The organism is Asanoa ferruginea (assembly GCF_003387075.1).
In the GTDB taxonomy this organism is placed as follows: domain Bacteria; phylum Actinomycetota; class Actinomycetes; order Mycobacteriales; family Micromonosporaceae; genus Asanoa; species Asanoa ferruginea.
Map to the genome: position 1 here is coordinate 6,904,669 of NZ_QUMQ01000001.1, position 20,558 is coordinate 6,925,226.

At 71.5% G+C, this 20,558-nt stretch carries 16 protein-coding genes and 1 pseudogene; 9 read left to right on the top strand and 8 right to left on the bottom strand.

Annotated elements, in window-relative coordinates; translation table 11 throughout:
* Positions 1-9: 9 nt before the first annotated feature.
* On the top strand, positions 10-1,539 hold the full coding sequence (locus tag DFJ67_RS32230) for an arylsulfotransferase family protein (RefSeq protein ID WP_116071984.1): 1,530 nt from the start codon (positions 10-12) through the stop codon (positions 1,537-1,539).
* Positions 1,536-2,381: a serine hydrolase gene (locus DFJ67_RS32235; protein WP_116071986.1), complete on the top strand. Its 846-nt coding sequence runs from the start codon at positions 1,536-1,538 to the stop codon at positions 2,379-2,381. Before DFJ67_RS32230 ends, DFJ67_RS32235 begins: the two co-directional genes overlap by 4 nt.
* Here the strand turns inward: DFJ67_RS32235 and DFJ67_RS32240 are convergent.
* A complete protein-coding gene (locus tag DFJ67_RS32240) occupies positions 2,371-2,976 on the bottom strand; it encodes a TetR/AcrR family transcriptional regulator (RefSeq protein ID WP_116071988.1) in 606 nt (201 codons plus the stop codon). The two genes, DFJ67_RS32235 and DFJ67_RS32240, sit on opposite strands and share 11 nt — an antisense overlap.
* Positions 2,977-3,072: 96 nt before the next feature.
* Between DFJ67_RS32240 and DFJ67_RS32245 the strand changes: the two genes are divergently transcribed.
* A complete protein-coding gene (locus tag DFJ67_RS32245) occupies positions 3,073-4,065 on the top strand; it encodes an NADPH:quinone oxidoreductase family protein (protein WP_116071990.1) in 993 nt (330 codons plus the stop codon).
* A gap of 778 nt (positions 4,066-4,843) precedes the next feature.
* Here DFJ67_RS32245 and DFJ67_RS32250 read toward each other — a convergent pair.
* From DFJ67_RS32250 to DFJ67_RS32280, 7 genes are all read right to left on the bottom strand, one after another.
* On the bottom strand, positions 4,844-6,685 hold the full coding sequence (locus DFJ67_RS32250) for a GH39 family glycosyl hydrolase (protein WP_116071992.1): 1,842 nt from the start codon (positions 6,683-6,685) through the stop codon (positions 4,844-4,846).
* Complete coding sequence (locus tag DFJ67_RS32255) at positions 6,682-8,217, bottom strand: glucoamylase family protein (RefSeq protein ID WP_116071994.1); 1,536 nt, start codon at positions 8,215-8,217, stop codon at positions 6,682-6,684. The genes DFJ67_RS32250 and DFJ67_RS32255 overlap by 4 nt, the downstream gene beginning before the upstream one ends.
* A gap of 8 nt (positions 8,218-8,225) precedes the next feature.
* Positions 8,226-9,077, bottom strand: a complete 852-nt coding sequence (locus DFJ67_RS32260) for a carbohydrate ABC transporter permease (protein ID WP_116071996.1) — start codon at positions 9,075-9,077, stop codon at positions 8,226-8,228.
* A complete protein-coding gene (locus tag DFJ67_RS32265; protein ID WP_239097413.1) occupies positions 9,074-10,033 on the bottom strand; it encodes a carbohydrate ABC transporter permease in 960 nt (319 codons plus the stop codon). The genes DFJ67_RS32260 and DFJ67_RS32265 overlap by 4 nt, the downstream gene beginning before the upstream one ends.
* Before the next feature lies 1 nt (position 10,034).
* Complete coding sequence (locus DFJ67_RS32270; protein ID WP_116072000.1) at positions 10,035-11,300, bottom strand: sugar ABC transporter substrate-binding protein; 1,266 nt, start codon at positions 11,298-11,300, stop codon at positions 10,035-10,037.
* Between the two features lie 27 nt (positions 11,301-11,327).
* Positions 11,328-12,344: a LacI family DNA-binding transcriptional regulator gene (locus DFJ67_RS32275; RefSeq protein ID WP_116072002.1), complete on the bottom strand. Its 1,017-nt coding sequence runs from the start codon at positions 12,342-12,344 to the stop codon at positions 11,328-11,330.
* Positions 12,345-12,461: 117 nt separating this feature from the next.
* Complete coding sequence (locus DFJ67_RS32280; protein WP_116072004.1) at positions 12,462-13,382, bottom strand: endonuclease/exonuclease/phosphatase family protein; 921 nt, start codon at positions 13,380-13,382, stop codon at positions 12,462-12,464.
* A gap of 118 nt (positions 13,383-13,500) precedes the next feature.
* Between DFJ67_RS32280 and DFJ67_RS32285 the strand changes: the two genes are divergently transcribed.
* The 6 genes and pseudogenes from DFJ67_RS32285 to DFJ67_RS44790 form a co-directional block, all read left to right on the top strand.
* Positions 13,501-14,319, top strand: a complete 819-nt coding sequence (locus DFJ67_RS32285) for an ABC transporter ATP-binding protein (RefSeq protein ID WP_116072006.1) — start codon at positions 13,501-13,503, stop codon at positions 14,317-14,319.
* On the top strand, positions 14,316-15,293 hold the full coding sequence (locus tag DFJ67_RS32290) for an ABC transporter substrate-binding protein (protein ID WP_239097412.1): 978 nt from the start codon (positions 14,316-14,318) through the stop codon (positions 15,291-15,293). The genes DFJ67_RS32285 and DFJ67_RS32290 overlap by 4 nt, the downstream gene beginning before the upstream one ends.
* Positions 15,293-17,395 (top strand): iron ABC transporter permease, encoded by a 2,103-nt coding sequence (locus DFJ67_RS32295; RefSeq protein ID WP_116072010.1) that lies wholly within the window; start codon positions 15,293-15,295, stop codon positions 17,393-17,395. Before DFJ67_RS32290 ends, DFJ67_RS32295 begins: the two co-directional genes overlap by 1 nt.
* Positions 17,392-18,276: a siderophore-interacting protein gene (locus DFJ67_RS32300; RefSeq protein WP_116072012.1), complete on the top strand. Its 885-nt coding sequence runs from the start codon at positions 17,392-17,394 to the stop codon at positions 18,274-18,276. The genes DFJ67_RS32295 and DFJ67_RS32300 overlap by 4 nt, the downstream gene beginning before the upstream one ends.
* Before the next feature lie 43 nt (positions 18,277-18,319).
* Entirely contained in the window at positions 18,320-19,234 is a 915-nt protein-coding gene (locus DFJ67_RS32305) for a phosphatase PAP2 family protein (RefSeq protein ID WP_116072014.1), read from the top strand.
* A 38-nt stretch (positions 19,235-19,272) separates the two neighbouring features.
* A pseudogene (locus DFJ67_RS44790) lies at positions 19,273-20,226 on the top strand (B12-binding domain-containing radical SAM protein); the annotation flags it as partial.
* Between the last annotated feature and the right edge of the window lie 332 nt (positions 20,227-20,558).

Consider the following 20,558-nt stretch of genomic DNA (forward strand, 5'->3'; position numbering starts at 1 on the left):
TGTATTCCGATGACCGACAACGCATTCCCGCTGGTGACCCGGCGCCGCCTGCTCGTGGGCGGCGGCGGCCTGGTCGCGGCCGGAGCGCTCGGCGGCGGCGGCTTCGCGCTGGGCCGCGCCGGCCGCACCGCGCCCGCCCAATCGCCCGCACCGACCGCCGCGCTCAGCGCGTTCCGTACCCGTCCCGACCTCGCCATTCCGGTTGTTGATCTGCGGACCAAAGGGTCGACGGCCAGCGGGCTGGTCTTCCTCACCCCGGCGGCCGGCCTGGGTGGTCGTGGCCCGCTGCTCGTGGATGGCGCCGGCCAGCCGGTCTGGTTCAAGCAGGTCACCGGGCCCGGGGTGATCGCGATCGACGCGCGGGTGCAGCGGCTCGCCGGCGAACCGGTGATCACCTGGTGGGAAGGGACGATCGATCCGAAGTACGGGATCGGGGCCGGCGAGTTCGTCATCGTCGACCGGAGCTACCAGGAGATCCGCCGGCTCCGGGCGCCCGGGCCGACGCCGGCCGACCAGCATGACCTGGTGATCACGCCGCAGGGCAGTGCGATCTTCTTCTGCTACGAGCCGGTCGCGGCCGATCTGTCCCCGGTTGGCGGGCCGGCACAGGCCTCGCTGGTCGACGGGGTGATCTACGAGATCGACATCGCGACCGGCAGGATCCTGTTCCGCTGGCGTGGTCGCGACCACATCGGGCTCGACGAGTCCTACGCGCCGCCACCGGCCGGGGCGACCGCCCGGATTCCCTATGACTACCTGCACGCCAACTCGCTGACCGTCGACGACGACGGCACGCTGCTGATGTCGGCCCGGCACACCTGGACGATTTACAAGATCGACCGTGGGTCGGGCGCCATCCGTTGGCGTCTGGGCGGCAAGAAGAGCGACTTCAAGATGGGCGCCGACACGGCGTTCGCATGGCAGCACGACGCCCGGCGCCGCTCGGACGGCACCCTCGGCCTCTTCGACAACGAAGCCGGCATCACCACCCGCTCCTCCGCGTCGCGCGGCCTGATCCTCCGGGTCGACGAGACCGCGCGCACCGCCACGCTGGTCCGCGCGCTGGCTTATCCGGGCGGGCTGCTGGCGCCGAGCCAGGGTTCGGTGCAGGAACTGCCCGGCGGCGGCTCGTTGGTCGGCTGGGGACAGCAACCGCATTTCACGGAGTACGCCGCCGACGGCACCCTCGTCGCCACCGGCGCGCTGCCGGCGGACAACGGCTCCTATCGGGCGTACAAGTTCGACTGGTCCGGCACGCCCACCGACCAGCCGATGGTGGCGGCGGTCCGCAACGCCGGCGAGGCGGTCACCGCCTACGCGAGTTGGAACGGCGCGACCGAGGTCAAACGCTGGCGGATCCGTGCCGGCCTGCGACCTGATCAACTCGCCGCCGCGGCCACGGTCGACCGCGCCGGCTTCGAGACCGCGGCCCCGTTCCCGGGCCCGGCCGTCTTCGTCGTGGCCGACGCGCTCGACGCCGCCGGGAAGACGCTGGGCACGTCGCCGATGACCACGATCCCGCCGGCGGGGACTCCATGAACGAGCGCGGGCTGTCCCGGCGCGGACTGCTGGCCGCGGCCGTGCTGGCGGTCGCGGGAGGCGGTGTGGCCGGGGCGGGCGCCATTCGTCACGCGGGCGCCGAGGCCGCGGGTCGCGTGTCCACGCCCGACCAGCTGGCGGCGGCCCGCACCAAGGTCGCGGCGTATGTGGCGGACGTCGGGAACCTCTCGGTGGCCGTGCGGGACCGCACGTCGGGGGTCGCGCTGACCGTCGGGACCGGGCGCTTCCAGACCGCGAGCATCGTCAAGGTCGACATCCTGGCCGCCCTGCTGCTCTATGCGCAGCAACGGATTCTGACGATCACCGACGCCGACCGGAGCGCCGCCAAGAAGATGATCACCGCGAGCGACAATGTCGCCGCGACCGCGTTGTATCGCCGGATCGGAGGTAAAGCCGGCCTGACCGCGGCGAACAAGGTGTTCGGCATGACGGAGACGTTGCCTCAAGCGGGATGGGGGGTCACCACCACGACGGCGGCCGACCAGATCCGGTTGCTCACCTCGCTCACGGACGAGCAGGGTCCGTTGGACGACGACAGCCGGACCTACCTCTTCGACCTGATGAGCCAGGTCGAAGCGGACCAGGCCTGGGGTGTCTCCGCGGCTGGCCTGCCGACCACGCGGGTCTACCTCAAGAACGGCTGGGACACCTACAACGCCGACTGGCAGGTCAACACGATCGGCCGCCTCGTCGAGCCGGGGCATGACTGGCTCGTGGCGGTGCTGTCCAACCACGACAAGACCCAGGCCGACGGCGTGAAGAAGGTCGAGGCCGTGGCCAGGTATGCCGTCGACGAGTTGCGCAAGGTCCCTAGACCGTAAGTGCCTCCCAGGCGCCCATCGCGCAGGTGACGACCGCTTCCAACTCGGCGCGGCTGGCGCCGTCGCGGGCCTGCAGGGACAGGCCCTGCACCACCGTCGTGTAGTAGCGGGCGACAGCGTCGATGCCAGCGGCGGGCGCGTTCAGGTCGCCGTCGGTGACGCCACGGGCCAGTCGGTCTCTGATGGTGGCGAACATGTCGCGCCGGAGGTCGGCCAGGAACTCGCGGACCGGATGGTTTTCCACGGCGCCGGTGGGGGCGGCGAGGATGAGCATGCAGTAGTGCGGCGTGTCCGTGCCGGTGACCTGATCGGCGGTGGCGCGCAGCATCTCGTGGATGGCGGCGCGCGCCGTCGGCTGGTCGCGCAGCGCTTGCCGCGGTGGAGCGCCCGAGGTCGTGCCGTAGAGCAACATGACCTTGCGGAACAGGTCTTCCTTGCTGCCGAAGCAGGCGTAGATGCTCGCCGAGGCGATGCCCATGGCCTCGGCGAGGTCGTTGATCGAGGTGCCCTCGTAGCCGCGCTCCCAGAACACGTCCAGCGCCTGGCGCAGCGCGATGTCCGGGTCGAAGGTGCGCGGCCTGCCGCGACTGGCCATCCGTCTCCCTACTTTGTTTGGCGTTCGACCCAGTTTACCTTGACGCACCCCGTAGGGTTTATTTATCGTTCGAAAAACAAATAGGAGCCGAGTCTGATGAGCGTTCCCGAGACCATGCGCGCCTTGCAGCAGACGTCACTGAACGGCCCGACCGACCTGCGCCTGATCACCGACGCCCCGGTCCCGACCCCGGGTGTGGGGGAGGTGCTGATCCGGGTCACCGCCGCGGGCGTCAACTTCGTCGACATCTCGCAGTCCCGCGGCACGTTCGCGGGTGGCCCGCAGCCGCCTTATCTGGCGGGCATCGAGGGCGCGGGCGAGGTCGTCGCGGTGGGCGCCGGCGTGACCGGCCTGGCGCCCGGCGCCCACGTGATCGGCGTCGGCGTCCGCGGCGGCGCGTTCGCCGAATACCTGGTGCTGCCCGCGGCCGGCGCGGTCCCGGTGCCGGCGGGTTGGACCGACGAGCAGGCGCTGGGCCTGGTGGTCAACTGGCCGACGGCGCTGGCGGCTCTCAGACCGTTGGGCGGCGTCACGGCGGGCCAGACGGTGCTGATCCACGCGGCCGCAGGCGGCACCGGGCAAGCGGCCGTGCGGATGGCCAAACACTACGGCGCAACGGTGATCGCGGCGGCGTCGCCGGGCAAGCACGACCTCGTGCGCGCGCTGGGCGCCGACCACGTCGTCGACTCCCGCCGCGGCGACCTGGCCGCCGAGGTCATGCGGCTGACCGGGGGCGTCGACCTGGTGCTCGAGTCGGTCGGTGGCGCCACCCTGGACGCCAGCCTGGCGGTGGCGAAGCGGGTCACCGGCCGGGTCGTCGTCTACGGCCTGCCCGGCGGGGAGACGGCGCTGACCAACTGGGACCTAGTCTACAAGCACCAGATCCATGTGATCGGCCTCAACATCGGCATGCTGATCCAGGCCGCACCCCAGCTCTTCGGTGAGGTGATGGGCGAGTTGTTCGGCCTCCTCGCCGCGGGGGTGCTCGGCCCGGGCCAGCCGACCATCTACGAACTGGCCGACGGCCCGAAGGCGCTAGCGGAACTCGAAGCCCGCGCCACCGTGGGCAAGCTGGCACTGCGACCGTGAGCTGATCGGTGGCGGGTGCGCCGGCAGATCCGCAGCGGGCATGGGTCCGAAGTAGCCGAGACGGAGGCCGTTGCACCGCGACCGTCCGCTGCACGGGCCGCCGTGCCGGACCGGCAGCCGCGGCGCGGCCGCTTGGCCGAGCGCCAAGGCGGACGAGGGCCCACCCTGCGCTCCGCCTGCGCGCCGGAAAGGCGCCGCGGGTGGACGGGTGGCTTAAGGCCAAGCATGGCGGGCGCCTACCTGGGTTCGCCTGCGCGCCGAACGGCGCCGCGGGGTGGACGGGTGGCTCAAGGCCGAGCACGGCGGGCGCCTGCCTGCGTTTGCCTGCGCGCCGAACGGGCGCCGCGTGGCGGACGCCTGGCTCAAGGCCGAGCGCGGCGAGGGGCCCGCGCAGTGCTCGCCCGTAGTGGTTGCCGCAGGGCGGACCTTGGTCCAGGGCGAAGATGGCGAGGGCTCGCCCGCGCTAGTGGGCCGCGCCGAATGGGCACTGCGGTGTGGGCGCTTGGCCCAGGGCCAAGCACCGCGAGGCCCGCGCTCGCCGGGACCGGTTGCCGCAGGGCGGACCTTGGTCCAGGGCGAAGACGGCGAGGGCTCGCCCCCGCTTGTCGGCCGCGCCGCCTGGGCGCTGCGGTGTGGGCGCTTGGGGCACGGCCAAGATGGCGGCTCGCCCTGCGCTCGGCCGCCGCGCCGAATGGGCCGCCGCGCGACATTTAGCCCAAGGCGAAGACGGCGAGTGCCCGGCCCCAAGGTCGTGAGGGCCGGGCGCTCGCTGTGCGTGCTAGCCGACTGGCGTCAGCTCGACGAAGGCGATCGACGGGTTTGGCAGGTCGATCGTCAACTCCACCACGCCACCCTCGGGCTCCACGATCGACATCTCGGTCGCCTCCGGTAGGTGGTCGGCCGCCGTCAGTTCGGCCCACTGCTCCTCGGTGGGCCAGTCGCCGCCGCCCATCGACTGCCACCGCGCGGCCACGTTGCCGTGCTCGGCGTCGACCCGCCACTGCCGCACTTCGAAGCGGCCTTCAGACAGGCCGTCGAAGCGCAGCGTGACAGAGCGGTCCAGGACTTCCGAACCATCCCGCTTCGAGTGGTCCAGCGTGCCGTTCCAGATCAGCGCGCCGACCCTCCCGTCGTGACCGCGGGCCGTCCACGATTCGACCAGGCTGTCGGCACCGTCGCCCGACATCGACGCCGGCACCGCGGTGTCGCCCAGCTTCTGGGCCAGCCACAGCGCCCAGAATTTGGGCTTTGCCAGATTTCCTACCGTCAGCAGGCCGAAACCGCCGTGTAGGAAGCGGGGCGGGCGGCCCAGCTCCTCGAAGTGGTCCGAGGCCACCCACGGCGCCAGGGATTCGATGCGGCCGGCTGCTGAGCGCATCCCGCGGAGCAGGAACGTCGCCGCGAAGACCATGTCGTTGACCTCGTTGCCGTGTGTCGCCGTCACGCCCCACTCGGTCCACCACAACGGCAGGTCCGCGTTGATTCCGCGCAGGTCCAACGGCGGGCTGCCGTAGATGTGGGTGGAGAGGAAATCGACCGGGGCATCCACCTCGAGTTGCTCCGACACCCAGCCGACCGCGGCCGTCGCCGGGCCGCCGACCCGCAAGCCCGGGTCAACGGACTTGACCGCGCGGGCCGCGACCTCGTAGAGCCGCCAGTATTCGGCCGGCGTGCCCGACCAGAACACCGACAGGTTGGCCTCGTTCCACACCTCGAACGCCCAACCGTCGCGGACCGCCTCCAGGCCGTAGCGGGAAACCAGGTGCGAGACCAGGGCCTGGACCAGATCGCCCCAGGCGGACCAGTCTTTCGGTGGCGAAATAATGCCGCCGTAGGTGAACACCGTGCGGGACGGGTCGCTCGCCAGATCGCGAGGCATGAAGCCCAGCTCGACGATCGGGCGCATGCCCAAGGCCAGCACCGTGTCATAAACCTGGTCGATCCCGGTCCAGTCGTAGACAGCCGAGCCGTCGGCGGCCAGAGAGTAGACCCCGAGATCGTCACACAGGATCCCGTGCGCCCGCACGGTCTCGACGCCCAACGCGGAGTGCGTGCGGGCCAACGCCTCCCGCAGCTCAGCGCCGATCTCCCGCCCGCCGGTGCGATCCGTGGACAGCAGATGCGAGAGGTGCTCCGACCCGACCATGAAACGCCACGGCCGGGCCAACGCACCCGCGTCGCCCCCGGCGGACACCGAGAGGAGCAGCGGCGCGACGGAGGAAGAAGGGCCTACCGCGGCACCGGGCACCGGCATACACAGTGGACCCATCGCCGTCACGGTGGCCAGCGGGGCCACCGCATACCAGTATTCGCGTTCCGGCTCCACCGTCGTGTCCGCATACGGCCCATGAGGCACCGCCAGCACATCACCGCCGCCGTGGTCGACGACCGTGAACGGGCCGGTGGGGCTGGTGGCGCGGTGCACGGCGTACCCGATGGCGCCCTCGACCGGGTCCCAGTGCAGCGTGACCTGGCCGCGGCCGGTGAGCGCGACGAGCCCCGTCGGCGCGGGCAGGTCGGCCGCGTCGGGCTCGCCTGGCGCGCGGTCCTGCGCACCGCCGCTGCCCATCAACGCTACCCACTGTGCCCGCGCCTGCGTGGCGATGTCGCCGACCGTCATGCGCCCGCCCCACGCAGCTGGGGCAGGGGTTGGTTGGCCGGGATGTTGAACGTCTCCTGACCGATCAGCGGCCGGATCTTCTGCTCGAAGCGCTTGTCGACGAACGAGCGGCGGATCAGGTCGTTGGAGAGCTCGTTGCCGAGCGCACCCATGATCATGGCCTGGTCGAGCGACAGGTAGCGCTTGGCCACGGTGCCGCTGCCGACCGCGATCGCGTCATAGAACCCACCCGGACCGTAAGAGTCGAAGTTGGTCTTCAGCGCGGCCAGGTTGGAGACCACCGGGCCCTTGGCATAGGGGAGAGCGAGGAACGCCGCGTGCGGCGTCACCACCCCGTCGCCGTAGGACGGTGCGGGACCGGCCGGGCGGCATTCGCCGAAGCCGGCGTCGTACTTCGAGAATTCCATGTCGGACGGGTAGCCGTCGGTGTCCATGCCCATCGCGTCGACGCCCCACGCCGTGTAGCCGCCCTTGGGGTTGCTGGCGGGGGAGAAGCCCCAGTAGCCGTAGCCGGCGTCGTTGAGCCCGTGCTCGATCTGGCCCGCCACGGTCGCGCGGTGGTTGCGGCCCCAGCTATTCGGTGCCCAGGCGGATTCGGGCACGAACAGGTCGGGCATGAGGGCCTCGAACATGTCGCCGCCCCAGCTCGGCACGAACTGGATGCCGCGATATTGGTAAGCGCCCTCGAAGACCCGGACACCCTGGTAGGTGGTGTCGAAGCCGACCGGCTTCATCTCGGGCCAGCTCCAGTCACAGGTGTCCGGCAGCGTGCGCATGGTGTGGAAGTAGGCCGCCGCTGGGATCTGGCCCGCCCCGATGCCGAGGTAGGTGGCGATCCGCGGCTCGGTCACCGTGATGTCGTAGTGGTTGCAGGTGAACCAGACCCCGTCGCGCGGCAACGAGCAGCCGGGCGGCGCCGCGTCCCAGAACCCGCCGGCGATCAAACCGCTGGCACCGAACGGCGTCGACGCCGCCGGGTTGTAGTAGAAGCCGAAGTTCATCTTCGACAGGATCGCGTCGGCCTTGCCGCGCAGCTCCGGCACCGCACCCTTGACCACCCGCAGCGACGCCGCCAGCCAGCCATTGTCCACGCTGGACAGGAACGGGTAGATGGTGCTGCCGTCGTCGGGCCAGACGTGCACGACCGAGCCGTCGCGCGGGTCATACCAGTTGTAGAACATGCCCGACGCGTCGTGGTGGTCGAGCCGGCCGAGCGTGTCGAGCGTCTTGCTGATCCGGTCGCGGGCCTCCTTGCGGGAGATGAACCCGAGCTCCCGGGCCACCACCGCCGACCACATGTAACCGCCGATGTTGGTCGGCGAGGTGTAGGTCGACGGGGTGCGCAGGTCTCCGGTGATGTTGTCGGCGACCAGCCCGGTGCGCGGGTCGGTCATCGCGACCATCGACCGCCAGGTGTCCTTGGCATAGGCGGTCAGCGTGCGGTCGGCTCCGCGCGCGTCAGAGGCCACCGCGGCTGAGCCGCCGGCCAACACCAACGCGAGCGCGACGAGTGGAGCGAGGATGCGTCGCATGAGTCTCCTTACTTGAGTCCGGTGGTCGCGATGCCGCGCATGAAGTGCCGCTGGAGGACGATGAACACGATCAGCACCGGCAGCACGACCACGACGGCGCCGGCCAGGAGCAGGCCGAAGTCGGTGCGGTTCTGCCCGATGCTGTAGAGCGCCAGGGCGACCGGCAGCGTGTATTTGTCCTCCGTGCTGGCGACCACGAGGGGCCAGAGGAAGTTGTTCCAGGACGCGAGGAACGTGAGGATCCCGAGCGTGGCCAGCGCCGGCCGGCACAGTGGCAGCACCACCCGCCAGAAGATCCGCATTTCGCCGGCCCCGTCGACCCGGGCGGCCTCGATCAGGTCGTCGGGGATCGACTGGAGGAACTGGCGCATCAGGAACACGCCGAACGGACCGACCAGGAAGGGCAGGATCAAGCCGGCGTACGAGTTGGTCAGGCCCATGTTGCTGACCAGCACGAACTGCGGAACGAAGGTCACCATGCCGGGCACCATCAGCATGCCGAGCACGGCCAGGAACAGCAGCCGCTTGCCGGGGTAGTGCAACTTGGCCAGGGCGTAGCCGACCAGCGAGCAGAAGAGCAGGTTGCCCGCCGTCACCGCGAGGGCGACGAAGGCCGAGTTGAAGAAGTAGAGCGGGAAGTCGAGCCGGGAGAACAGGTCGCGGAAGTTGTCGAGCGTCCAGGTCTGCGGCAGCCAGGTCGGCGGCACCGAGCGGATCTCGCCCTCGGGCTTGAGCGAGGAGAGTGCCATCCACACGAACGGGCCGACCACGACCAGCAGCCCGACCGACAGGATCGCGTAGAGGACTGCCTTGGCGACGCGGTCGCGGCCGCGTACCCCAGCTCTGTCTATTGTGGTCATTTGCGCTCCCCCAGGAAGCGGAACTGGATGACCGACAGCGCGACGATCGCGACGAAGAGCACGTAGCTGCCGGCGGCCGCGTAGCCGTAGTTGCCGAAGCCGAACTGGTTGTAGATGTGGTAGGACACCGACAGCGTCGACGAGAGCGGGCCGCCCTGGGTCATCACGAACGGCTCCTCGAAGAACTGGAGATAGCCGATGCCGGTCACCACGCCGCCGAAGAGCAGCGTCGGCCGCAGCATCGGCAGCGTCACGTTGCGGAACTGCTGCCACCGGTTGGCGCCGTCGAGCGTCGCCGCCTCGTAGAGGTCGGCCGGCACCGCCTGGAGTCCGGCCAGGAAGACCACCATGAGGAAGCCGAAGTTGCGCCAGGCCGCCATCACGATCAGCGACGGCAGGGCCAGCTTGGTGTCGAAGAGCCAGTTGGGCCCGTCGACGCCGACCACCCGGAGCAGGTTGTTGACCAGGCCGACCTCGGGGTCCAGCAGGAACCGCCAGACCACCGCGACCGCCACGATGCTGGTCACCACCGGCAGGTAGAAGCCGACCCGGAACAGCCCCCGGAAGCGCAGCAGGCCCGAGTTGAGGGCGGTCGCGGCGGCCAGCGCGAGCACGATGGTCAGCGGCACGCCGATCACGACGAACACCAGCGTGTTGAGCGACGAGCGCAGGAACAGGTCGTCGGAGAACAGCCTGGTGTAGTTGTCGAGGCCGACGAAGTTGACCGCGAACGGGTTGCGCAGGTCGGTGGAACGCAGGTCGGTGAAGCTCATCACGAGCGAGATCACCACCGGCACGGCCATGAAGACCAGGAACAGGATGGTGTACGGCGCGGAGAAGGCCCAGCCGGTCAGCGCCCGCCGCAGGCGCTGCCGCCGCCGGATCGACCCGGCCGGCCGGTCGGGAGTGGTCCCGACCGGCCGCACCGGAGCCGGCGCCACGGGGGCGCTGGTCACGTCAGCTCCCGGTTCCGATGGCGGTGGCCTTCTGCTGGATCGTCTTCGCCGTGGTCGCGGCGTCCACATTCGACTTGCAGAGCTTCTCGACCTCGAGGTCGAACGAGGCCGCGATCTGCTCCCAGGTCGGGATCGCCGGCGGCGCCTTGGCGTCCTCCAACTGCTTGCCGAACACCTTGAGGAACGGGTCGCCGGACAGCGTGCTGTCGTCCCACGCCGACTGCACGGCCGGCAGGTCCTTGACCGCCTGATACCACTTGACCTGCACGTCGGGCTTGCTCAGCCACTGCACGAACTTCCAGCCGGCGTCGCGGTTCTTGGCGTCCTTGAAGACGGCCAGGTTGCTGCCGCCGATGAACGAGGTGCCGGTCTTCTTGGTCGGCATCGGCGCGACCGCGAACTTCTGGTCGAAGCCGGCGCCGCCCTTCTCCTCGAGCAGGCCGATGTGCCACGGCCCGGAGATGAACGCGCCGATCTTGCCGCTGACGAAGTCGGGCTCCAGCGCACCGTCGGGCAGGTCCTTCGCGGACAGCCCGCTCTTGAAGAACGACTGGTAGTAGGCCAGTGCCTCGGTCATTTCCGGGCTGTCGAACGACAGCTTGTCGGCGGTCACGCCCTCGGCGCCGTTGGACCACGCGAACGGCATCACCGACTGCCAGCTACCGGTCTTGCCGGGCTGGAGGTGGAAGCCCTCCCGCACGCCGTTGGCCTTCATCTTCGTGGCCATCGCGGTCAGGTCGTCCCAGGTCTTCGGGCCGTCCGGGAAGCCGGCCGCGGTGGCCAGGTCCTTGCGGTAGAAGATGCCGCGGGTCTCGACGTACCACGGCACGCCGTAGGAGGTGTCGTCGACGATCGTGGTGTCCCAGGCACCGGGGAAGAAGTCGTCCTTTTTGATCAGGTCCGGCGGCGTCGGGTCGAGCGCCCCGGTCTTGGCGAACTCGCCCTGCCAGGTGGTGCCGATCATCGACACGTCGGGCGTCTGCTTCGCCGCGATGGCGCTGGCGATCTTCTGGTGCGCGGCGTCCCACGGCACCGGGGTCACGTTGACCTTGGCGTCGGGGTTCTCGACCGAGAACTCCTTGGCGAACTCGGCGAGCTTCTCGCCTTCGGTGCCCATCGCCCAGACGGTGATCTCGCCGCTGGCCTTGCCTTCGGCAACCGTCTTGGCCTCGTCCTGCCCGCCGCCCGAGTCGCGACCGCAACCGGCCAGGGCGAGCGAGGCCGTCAAAGCGACCGCCGCCACGGCCGCGAACCTGCTCCTTCTCATGCCGTACCTCCGAGGGGATGGAGTTTCCTACAAGGGGTGTGCACCGCAGCTGCGTCGCACGACGAGCTGCGTGGGAAGGACCCGGCGCCGGGGCGCGGCGCGATCCGGGCCCGCGTTCCGTTCGCCGATGCGTCCGTCGAGCCAGCGCGCCGCGGTGGCGCCCAGGTCGCGCATCGGCTGGGAGACTGTGGTGAGGCCGGCGAACCGGGCGGCGAGCACGTCGTCCCACCCGGTCACGGCCACGTCGTCGGGCACCCGGCGGCCGGCCGCCTCGGCGGCCAGGTGCACGCCGAGGGCGACCTCGTCGTTGGCGCAGACGACCGCGTCCGGCAGGTCGGCCATCAGCTCGGCGCCGACCCGCTCGCCGGCCTCGACGTCGTAGTCGCAGACGCGCAGTTCGGGCTTCGGCAGGCCGTGCGCGCGCAGCGCCTTCGCCAGGCCGGCAAAACGGCCGGCCGCGTCGGGGGAGGCCGCCGGGTCACCGACGAAGACCATCCGCCGGTGGCCGTGTGCGATCAGATGCTCGGCGAGGTCGGCGGCGGTGCGCTCGTTGCGGGTGCGGATCGTGTCGACGCCCTCGACCGGCGGGCGGGCCAGCAGCACCAGCGGGGTGCCGGTGGCGGCGATCGCCCGCACGGTGTCGTCGCCGACGGTGTTGCCCATGACGGCCAGGCCGTCGACCCGGCCGGCGAGGTCGAGCACCGCGGCCTCGGCGTCGCGCCGGCCGTGCGTGGTCAGGATCAGCACGCTGCGGCCCAGCTCGGAGGCGGCCTCCTCGTAGCCGAGCACGACCTCGGCGTAGTAGGGGCCGGTGAGGTCGGGGAAGACGATCCCGTTGGCGGCGTGCCGCCCTTCGGCCAGCGAGCGGCCGAGCTGGTTGGGGGTGTAGTTGAGCGCCTCGACAGCGGCGCGCACTCTCGCCCGGGTCGCCTCGGTGACCAGAGAGGAGTCGCGCAGGGCCCGGGAGACGGTGGCGATCGACACGCCGGCGTGCTCGGCGACCTCGTAGATGGTCGCCGCCTTCGACTTTGAAAGCGCTTTCATCGCCACGGCGCCGAAGCTACCCGTTCGTCATGATCCCGAAACTTTGAGTTCACGATGTGTGCCTCGCGACAAATCGGTCAAGGCCCGATCTCGCCAGGTTCCACCATGGACGGTCGCTCAGCCGAAGTGAAAGCCGGCCACCACGGCCCGATGATCTGTCGCGGGCGTGCGCACCACAGTGGACGTCGTCGCGGTCAGGCCGCGGTAGAAGATCTGGTCGGGCCGGATCACCGGCAGCGTCGCGGGCCAGGTCGCACCCGGGCCGCGCCCGGCGTCGCCCTGCGCGTCGCGGACGTGTTCGCGCAGCGGGGCGATCACCCGGTCGGTGATCGCCGTGTTGAAGTCGCCGGCCACCACCAGCCGCTCCGCGGGGTCGCCGGCCACCGCGTCGGCCAGCGCCCGCAGCGAGCGGTCGCGGGTCGCGGTCACCCCGGGCCGGGCCGATCCCAGGTGTACGGCGTAGACGGCGACCTCGCCCTCGGGCGCCTCGACGACCGCGCGCAACGCCCGCTCCCAGCCCAGCGCCGTGTCGACGGGCGCGTAGTCGCGGATCGGGAATCGGCTCCACAGCTCCACCGTGGAGACGCGCACGTGGTAGTCGTAGTGCTCGCTCATCGTCTCGGCGACCGTCTCCTGCAGCCCGTCGGCGACCTCGACCAGCGCGACCACATCAGCGTCCTGCGCCACCACCGCGCCGGCGGTCGCGGTCGGGTCGGGGTTGGCGGCGTTGACGTTTTGGCTGGCCACCCGCAGTTGCGTGGCGCCCGGGTCGCCCTTGGGCAGCCAGGCGCGGCCGAACAGGAATCCCCACAGCAGCAACGGCACCACCGCCGCCACGACGGCCAGCTTGGTGCGGGCCAGCACCGCGCCCAGGATCAGCACCGGCACGGCGAGCAGCAGCAGCGGCGCGGCGGTGTCGAGCACGCTGCCGAACCCGGCCACGTTGGGCACGGAGCGGTGGAACGCGAGGGCGACGGTCACGACGAGCGCAACGAACACCACAACTGCGGTGACGAGTCGCCGTGGTGTGGGAAGCACTGTCTGACGCTACACGGGCCTGTCACGCGGATCGGGGCGATCCGCCCGTGTCGGCACGCGCAGTGTCCACGCCAGAGGTTAGGTTGACCTTCTTGAAGATTAGGCTAACCTAACCCGCATGTCCCAGGAGTTGCGCGGGGTCGATCTCGACCTCGCCTATCACGGCACGCCGGTCGTGCATGGCGCGTCGATCACCCTGCGTCCCGGCCGGGTCACCGCGCTGGTCGGCCCCAACGGCAGCGGCAAGTCGACCCTGCTGCGCGCGCTCGCGCGGCTGCACAAGCCGGACGCCGGCGACGTGAAGGTCGACGACGAGTCGGCCCTGACACTCTCCCCGCGCGACTTCGCCCGCCGGGTCACGCTGCTGGCCCAGAGCCGTCCGGTCCCGAGCGGCGTCAGCGTCCGCGACGTGGTCGGCTACGGCCGCCACCCCTACCGGGGTCGCTGGCGCGCCGACGACCCCGACGGCCCGCGCGCGATCGCCTGGGCACTCGACGTGACCGGGGTGGCCGGGATGGCCGACCGCGCGGTCGACGAGCTCTCCGGCGGCGAGCGGCAGCGCGTCTGGCTGGCCACCTGCCTCGCCCAGGACACCGGCGTGCTGCTGCTCGACGAGCCAACCACCTTCCTCGACCTGCGCTATCAGGTGGAGATCCTCGACCTGACCCGCGACCTCGCCGACGACCACGGCGTCGCCGTCGGCGTGGTGCTGCACGACCTCGACCAGGCCGCCGCGGTGGCAGACGAGGTCGTGCTGCTCGACGGCGGGCGGGTGCGGGCCGCCGGCGCACCGCGCGACGTGCTCACCGAGCCGGCCCTGACGCAGACCTACGGCATCCCGGTCGAGGTGCTCGTCGACCCGGAGACCGGCCACCTCACCACCCGACCCGTCGGCCGGCACCATCGCCGGTCGCGTACCGAAAGAGAATCCGTATGAAGCGCTTGACCCTGTTCGCCGCGGCCGCCGTCGCGGTCATGGCGGTCGGTGCCTGCGGCACCACCGAGGAGGCCGCCGCACCGGCGCCCACGTCATCCTCGGACGCGGCCACCGGCCCGGTCACCGTCAAGGACGGCCGGGGCAAGGAGATCACCCTGCCGAAGCCGGCGACCCGGGTGGTCAGCCTCGAGTGGGGCGAGACCGAGATGCTGGTCAGCCTCGGTGTGATGCCGGTCGGCAGCGCCGACACCAAGGGCTACGCCGTCTGGGACACCGCGGCCAAGCTCGACCCCTCGGTCAAGGACGTCGGCACCCGCGGCGAGCCCAGCGTCGACTCGGTCGTCGCCTTGCAGCCCGACCTCGTCGTGATGGAGGCCGAGCGCGGCGCCCCGATCGTCGCGCAGCTCGAGAAATACGTGCCGGTGCTGGTCACCATCGGCAGCGACGCCACGCGCAACCTCGACCGGCTGCGCGACGACGTCACGATGATCTCGACGGCGGTCGGTAAGAAGGCCGAGGGGGAGAAGCTGCTCTCCGACCTCGACGCCCGGATCGCCTCGGCGAAGACCGAGCTCGGCGCGGCCAGCAAGCCGTTCGCCATGGCCGACGGCTGGAAGGAAGGCAGCACCGTCTCGATCCGGATGTTCGGCAAGGGCTCGCTGGTCTCCGACCTCGGCACCGCGATCGGCCTGGAGAACGCCTGGACCAAGGCCGGCGATCCACAGTGGGGGCTCGGCCAGACCGACGTCGAGGGCGTGAAGACGCTCGACGGCAAGGGCGTGCGGTTCTTCTACAACGCCTCCGACGGCGTCGACGTCTTCACCGACGGCCTGAAGGGCAACGCGATCTGGGACGCGCTCGACTTCGTCAAGGCCGGCAACGCGCAGAAGCTGCCCCCGGGCATCTGGACGTTCGGTGGACCGAAGTCGTGCATCCAATGGATCGACGCGGTCGTCGCGGCGTACCGGGCCTGATGAGCCTGGACACGATGGAGGCGGCGGCCGAGGCACCGGCCGCCGCCGGCCGCCCGGCGCCGAAGCGGGTCCGGGTGGCGGCGGCGTTCGCCGTCGCCCTCGCCCTGACCGTGGTCCTCGCCGCGGTCCACCTCACCCAGGGCACCTCCTCGGTAGGCGCGGCCGACCTGCTGAAGCTGCTCTTCGGCGGCGACGACGCGGGTGCCGCCCAGGTGCTGGTCGCGTCGCGGCTGCCCCGGTTGCTGGCCGCCCTGGTGGTCGGCGCGGCGCTCGGCGTCGCCGGCGCGGGCCTCCAGTCGCTGGCCCGCAACGCGCTCGCGTCGCCGGACACCATCGCCGTCAACGCCGGCGCCTACCTCGCGGTGGTCGCCGCGTCGGCCTTCGGCGTCAGCCTCGGCGTGCTGCCCTCCGGCGCGCTCGCGTTCCTCGGCGGCCTCGCCGCCGCCGGTCTGGTGCTCGCCCTCTCCTCCGGCGGGCGGGCCGGCCCGACCCGGCTGATCCTCGCCGGCACCGCGGTCGCGCTGGCCCTAGGCTCCCTCACCACGGTGCTCCTCCTGCTCTTCGAGCAGAACACCATCGGCCTGTACGCGTGGGGCAACGGCTCCCTGGTGCAGAGCGACCTGGCCGCGGTCACCCGGCTCTCCCCGGTCGTCGCGTTCGGCGTGGCCGGCCTGCTGCTGGCCGCCCGGCGGCTGGACATCCTGGCCCTCGGCGACGACCCGGCCACCGTGCTCGGCGTGGACGTGCGGCGTACCCGCCTGATCGTGGTGGTGTTCACGGTCCTGCTCGCCGCGGCCGCCGTGACGCTGTGCGGCCCGGTCGGCTTCGTCGGCCTGTGCGCGCCGGTCATCGTCCGGCTGCTCGCCCGCGTCGTGCCCGGCGTCCAGCGGCACGCCGTGCTGCTGCCGCTGTCGGGCATCGTCGGCGTGCTCGTCGTGGTCGGCTCCGACGTGCTGCTGCGGGCCGCGATCGGCGCCCAGGCCGGCGTCGAGGTGCCGACCGGCGTGGTCACCTCGCTGTTCGGCGCCGCGCTGCTGATCTGGCTGGCCCGCCGGCACCGGGACGCCGGCAACACCCCGCAGTCGACCTCCGGCCGGCTGCGCTCCCGGGGTGCGTTCGTGCTCGTCCTCGGGATCAGCGCGGCGCTGACGGTCGCCGCGCTGGTCGTCGGCATGCTCGCCGGCGACACCTGGGTGCTGCTCGGCGACGTGGTCAACTGGCTCCGCGACCAGACCGGGCCGGCCTACACGTTCGTGCTCGACCAGCGCTACCCGCGGGTGTTCGCGGCCCTGCTGGCGGGGGCGGCGCTCGCGGTGGCCGGCACGACCGTGCAGGCGGTCTGCCGCAACCCGCTGGCCGAGCCGGGCCTGCTCGGCATCTCGGCCGGTGCCGGCGTCGGCGCGGTCATCCTCATCTCGGTGGCGCCGCTGGCCTCAGTCTGGTTGATGTCCGGTGTGGCCGGTGCCGGCGCGCTGGTCGCCTTCGCGATCGTCTACGGCCTGGCCTGGCGCGGCGGGCTCAGCTCCGACCGGCTGGTGCTGGTCGGCATCGGCATGCAGACCGGGCTGTTCGCGGTGATCTCGATGATCATCATCGCCACCGACCCGTGGAACACCGGCAAGGCGCTGACCTGGCTGTCCGGCTCGACCTACGGCCGCACGGCCGGCCAGGTGGTGCCGGTGCTGGTGGCCCTCGCGATCGCGGTGCCGCTGCTCGCGTACGCCCGGCGTGATCTCGATCTGCTGGCCCTCGACGAGGACACGCCGCGAGTGCTGGGCGTGCGGCTCGAACGCACCCGGATGGTCGCTCTCGTCTCGGCCGCGCTGCTCACCTCGACGGCGGTGTCGGCGGTCGGCGTGGTCGGCTTCGTCGGCCTGGTCGCGCCGCACGCCGCCCGGGCCCTGGTCGGTGGCCGGCACGCCCGGGTGCTGCCGGTGGCCGCCCTGCTCGGCGCGCTGATGGTCAGCGCCGCCGACACGGTCGGCCGCACAGTCATCGCGCCGGCCCAGATCCCGGCCGGTCTGGTGACCGCGCTGATCGGCACTCCCTATTTCGTCTGGCTCCTATGGCGGTCGCGGACCGCGTCCGGAGGTGTGTCATGACCCCCTCGTGGCGGTTCTTCCCCGTGACCGTCGGCGCGGTGCGGCGGGTCAGCCCGTCGTTCGTCCGGGTCACGTTCATCGGCGACTGCCTCAAGGCGTTCGCAGACAACGGCTACGACCAGCGGATCAAGCTGTGCCTCCCGGTGCCGGCACACGGCTTCGACCACCTGCCGACCGACGAGGACTGGTGGTCGCGCTGGCGCGCGCTGCCGGACGACCGGCGGAACCCGATCCGCACCTACACGGCGGCGGAGGTGCGGGCCGACGCCGGCGAGGTCGACGTCGACATGGTGGTGCACGGCGACGGCGGGCCGGCGTCCCGCTGGGTGCTGACCGCCGCCGCCGGCGACCCGCTGGTGCTGATCGGCCCCAACGCCGAGCACGACGGTGACCACGGCGGTCTGGAGTTCCGCCCGCCGGCCGGGGTGCGCCGGCTGCTGATCGCGGGCGACGAGACCGCGGTGCCGGCGGTGGCCGCGATCCTGGCCCGGCTGCCCGGCGACGCCCGCGGCGAGGTGGTGCTGGAGGTCCCGACGCCCGAAGACGTCCTGCCGCTGGCCGCACCGAGCGGCGTGCGGGTGACCTGGGTGTCCCGCGACGGCGCCCACGACTACGGCGCGCCGCTGGTGGCCGCGGTCCGGCACGTGGTGGCCGGCCAGCCGGTCCCGGCCGGGGTCCGCGCGGTGGTCGACGAGCTCGACCCCGACGGCGACATCTGGGAGGTGCCGGAGGAGGGCGCGGTCGGCGAGCGCTACGCCTGGCTGGCCGGCGAGTCGGCCGCGATCACCACCCTGCGCCGGCACCTGGTCAAGGAGCTGGGCTGGGACCGAAAGTCGGTGGCATTCATGGGCTACTGGCGCCACGGCCGCGCGGAGTCGTGAGCCAATCCGGCGGCGCGGCCGGCGGTCAGCTAGGTTTCTCGGCATGCGTAGGTGGCCGATCGGGCTGGCCCTGTGGTTCGTGGTGCTGGCGGCCGTCGAGGTCGCCGGCTTCGTGGCGGTCGCGCGGTTCTTCGTGCGGTCCTCGCACGGGCAACTGCTCGACACCGTCGCGCTGGCCGGCAACTGGATCGGGCAGGCCCGCATCGAGGGCGCCGTCGACTCCGTGCTCAACACCGTGTCGGTGGTGTCGCTGCTCGCCGCCACGGCGGCGATCGGCTTTCTCGCGCTGATCCGCGGCCGGGTCGCGCTGGCGTTCGGCACGATCCTGCTGATCGTCGGCGCCAACCTGACCACCCAGGTGCTCAAACGGCTGATCGACCGGCCCGAACTCGGCGTCGACATGGAGCGGGCGGCGGCCGGCAACAGCCTGCCGAGCGGGCACAGCACGATCGCCGCCTCCGTCGTGATCGCGCTGCTGCTGGTGCTGCCGGCGCGGCTGCGCGGTGCCGTCGCCATGCTCGGCGCGGCGGCGGCCGCGATCGTCGGCATCGCGACCTTGTCGGCCGGCTGGCACCGGCCCAGCGACGTGGTCGCGGCCTTCCTGGTCGTCGGCGTCTGGGCCAACATCGCCGGGCTGTTCATCCTGGTGGCGCAGCGCCGGCACGGCGACGTCGACTACGGCCCGGCCAACCGGTTCGCCACGGTGACCCTCGCGCTGGTCGGGCTCGGGTTGCTGGCCGGCGCCGCGCTCGCGCTGGGCCTGACCAACCAGGTGCTCTCGACGCCGGTCGACGAGCTGAGCCGGCACCGGCTGCTGGCCGCCTACGGCGGCGGGGCGATGGGCATCGCCGGCTCGGCCAGCCTCCTGGTCGCCTCGGTGCTGGCGACCGCGCACCGGGTGGTGCCACAGGCCGTCGCGGCGCGGGCACAGGATCTGCACATCGCCGCCGCCGGCTGAGCACATCGGATCCGTAGCGTCGGATCATGCGGGTAACCATGATCCTTCCGGCGTTGACCGAGGCCACCGGCCCGTTGTTCCGGCCGGTGAAGTACGCGTTGTTCCCGCCGCTCGGGCTCGCCACGCTGGCCGGCTATCTGCGCCCCGACGACGAGGTGCGGATCTGGGACGAGCACGTCGAGCGCCTCCGGGTCGACGACGACCGGCCGGACCTGGTGGTCATCCAGCCCTACATCACCTCGGCGCGGCGCTCCTACGAGTTGGCCGACGGCTACCGCGCCCGCGGCGTACACGTGGCAATGGGTGGTCTGCATGTCACGTCGCTGCCCGAGGAGGCCGCCGCGCACGCCGACACCGTCTTCGTCGGCCCGGGGGAGGACACCTGGCCGGTGTTCCTCGACGAGTTCCGCCGGGGCGAGGCCCGCAAGCGCTATGACTCGACGACCCGCACGCTGACCGGGCTGCCGCCGGTGCGCCGTGACCTGATCCAACGCCACCGCTATCTCGTGCCGAACTCCATCGTGGTCTCGCGCGGCTGCCCGCACCACTGCGACTTCTGCTACAAGGACGCGTTCTTCGAGGGCGGCAAGTCGTTCTACACCCAGACCGTCGACGCGGCGCTGGCCGAGATCGACCGGCTGCCGGGCCGCCACGTCTACTTCCTCGACGACCACCTGCTCGGCAACCGCCGCTTCGCCGAGGCACTGTTCGCCGGCATGGAAGGCACCGGACGGGTCTGGCAGGCGGCCGGCACCGTCGACTCGGTGCTCGCGCCCGGGCTGCTGGAGAAGGCCGTCGCCGCCGGCCTGCGCAGCCTGTTCGTCGGCTTCGAGACCATCAACAGCGACAACCTGCGGACCCAGAAGAAGCGGCAGAACATCGGCCGTGACTACGCGGCCGTGGTGCGCCGGCTGCGCGACCAGGGCGTGATGGTCAACGCCAGCTTCGTCTTCGGGATGGACGGCGACACGCCCGACGTCTTCGACCGCACCGTCGAGTGGGCCGTCCAGCAAGGCATCGAGACCGCGACGTTCCACATCATGACCCCTTATCCGGGTACGGGGCTCTACCGGCGAATGGCGGCGGCCGACCGGATCGTGCATGCCGACTGGGACCTCTACGACACCCGGCACGTCGTCTACCGGCCGGTCGGGATGACGCCGCGGCAGCTCGAAGACGGCTACTGGCGGGCCTACCGCGAGTTCTACCGCTGGGGCGCGATCTGGCGTGGCGCGTCCACAAAGGAGCAACGCCGGGATCGCTGGCGGCACCTGGCCTACGCCGGCGGCTGGAAGAAGTTCGAGCCGGTGTGGGACATGCTGAT

Excerpts from the sequence above, each read along its gene's own strand:
- DFJ67_RS32230 (WP_116071984.1), top strand. The coding sequence starts at position 10 with ATGACCGACAACGCATTCCCGCTGGTGACCCGGCGCCGCCTGCTCGTG.
- DFJ67_RS32235 (WP_116071986.1), top strand. The coding sequence starts at position 1,536 with ATGAACGAGCGCGGGCTGTCCCGGCGCGGACTGCTGGCCGCGGCCGTG.
- DFJ67_RS32240 (WP_116071988.1), bottom strand. The coding sequence starts at position 2,976 with ATGGCCAGTCGCGGCAGGCCGCGCACCTTCGACCCGGACATCGCGCTG.
- DFJ67_RS32245 (WP_116071990.1), top strand. The coding sequence starts at position 3,073 with ATGAGCGTTCCCGAGACCATGCGCGCCTTGCAGCAGACGTCACTGAAC.
- DFJ67_RS32250 (WP_116071992.1), bottom strand. The coding sequence starts at position 6,685 with ATGACGGTCGGCGACATCGCCACGCAGGCGCGGGCACAGTGGGTAGCG.
- DFJ67_RS32255 (WP_116071994.1), bottom strand. The coding sequence starts at position 8,217 with ATGCGACGCATCCTCGCTCCACTCGTCGCGCTCGCGTTGGTGTTGGCC.
- DFJ67_RS32260 (WP_116071996.1), bottom strand. The coding sequence starts at position 9,077 with ATGACCACAATAGACAGAGCTGGGGTACGCGGCCGCGACCGCGTCGCC.
- DFJ67_RS32270 (WP_116072000.1), bottom strand. The coding sequence starts at position 11,300 with ATGAGAAGGAGCAGGTTCGCGGCCGTGGCGGCGGTCGCTTTGACGGCC.
- DFJ67_RS32275 (WP_116072002.1), bottom strand. The coding sequence starts at position 12,344 with ATGAAAGCGCTTTCAAAGTCGAAGGCGGCGACCATCTACGAGGTCGCC.
- DFJ67_RS32285 (WP_116072006.1), top strand. The coding sequence starts at position 13,501 with ATGTCCCAGGAGTTGCGCGGGGTCGATCTCGACCTCGCCTATCACGGC.
- DFJ67_RS32290 (WP_239097412.1), top strand. The coding sequence starts at position 14,316 with ATGAAGCGCTTGACCCTGTTCGCCGCGGCCGCCGTCGCGGTCATGGCG.
- DFJ67_RS32295 (WP_116072010.1), top strand. The coding sequence starts at position 15,293 with ATGAGCCTGGACACGATGGAGGCGGCGGCCGAGGCACCGGCCGCCGCC.
- DFJ67_RS32300 (WP_116072012.1), top strand. The coding sequence starts at position 17,392 with ATGACCCCCTCGTGGCGGTTCTTCCCCGTGACCGTCGGCGCGGTGCGG.
- DFJ67_RS32305 (WP_116072014.1), top strand. The coding sequence starts at position 18,320 with ATGCGTAGGTGGCCGATCGGGCTGGCCCTGTGGTTCGTGGTGCTGGCG.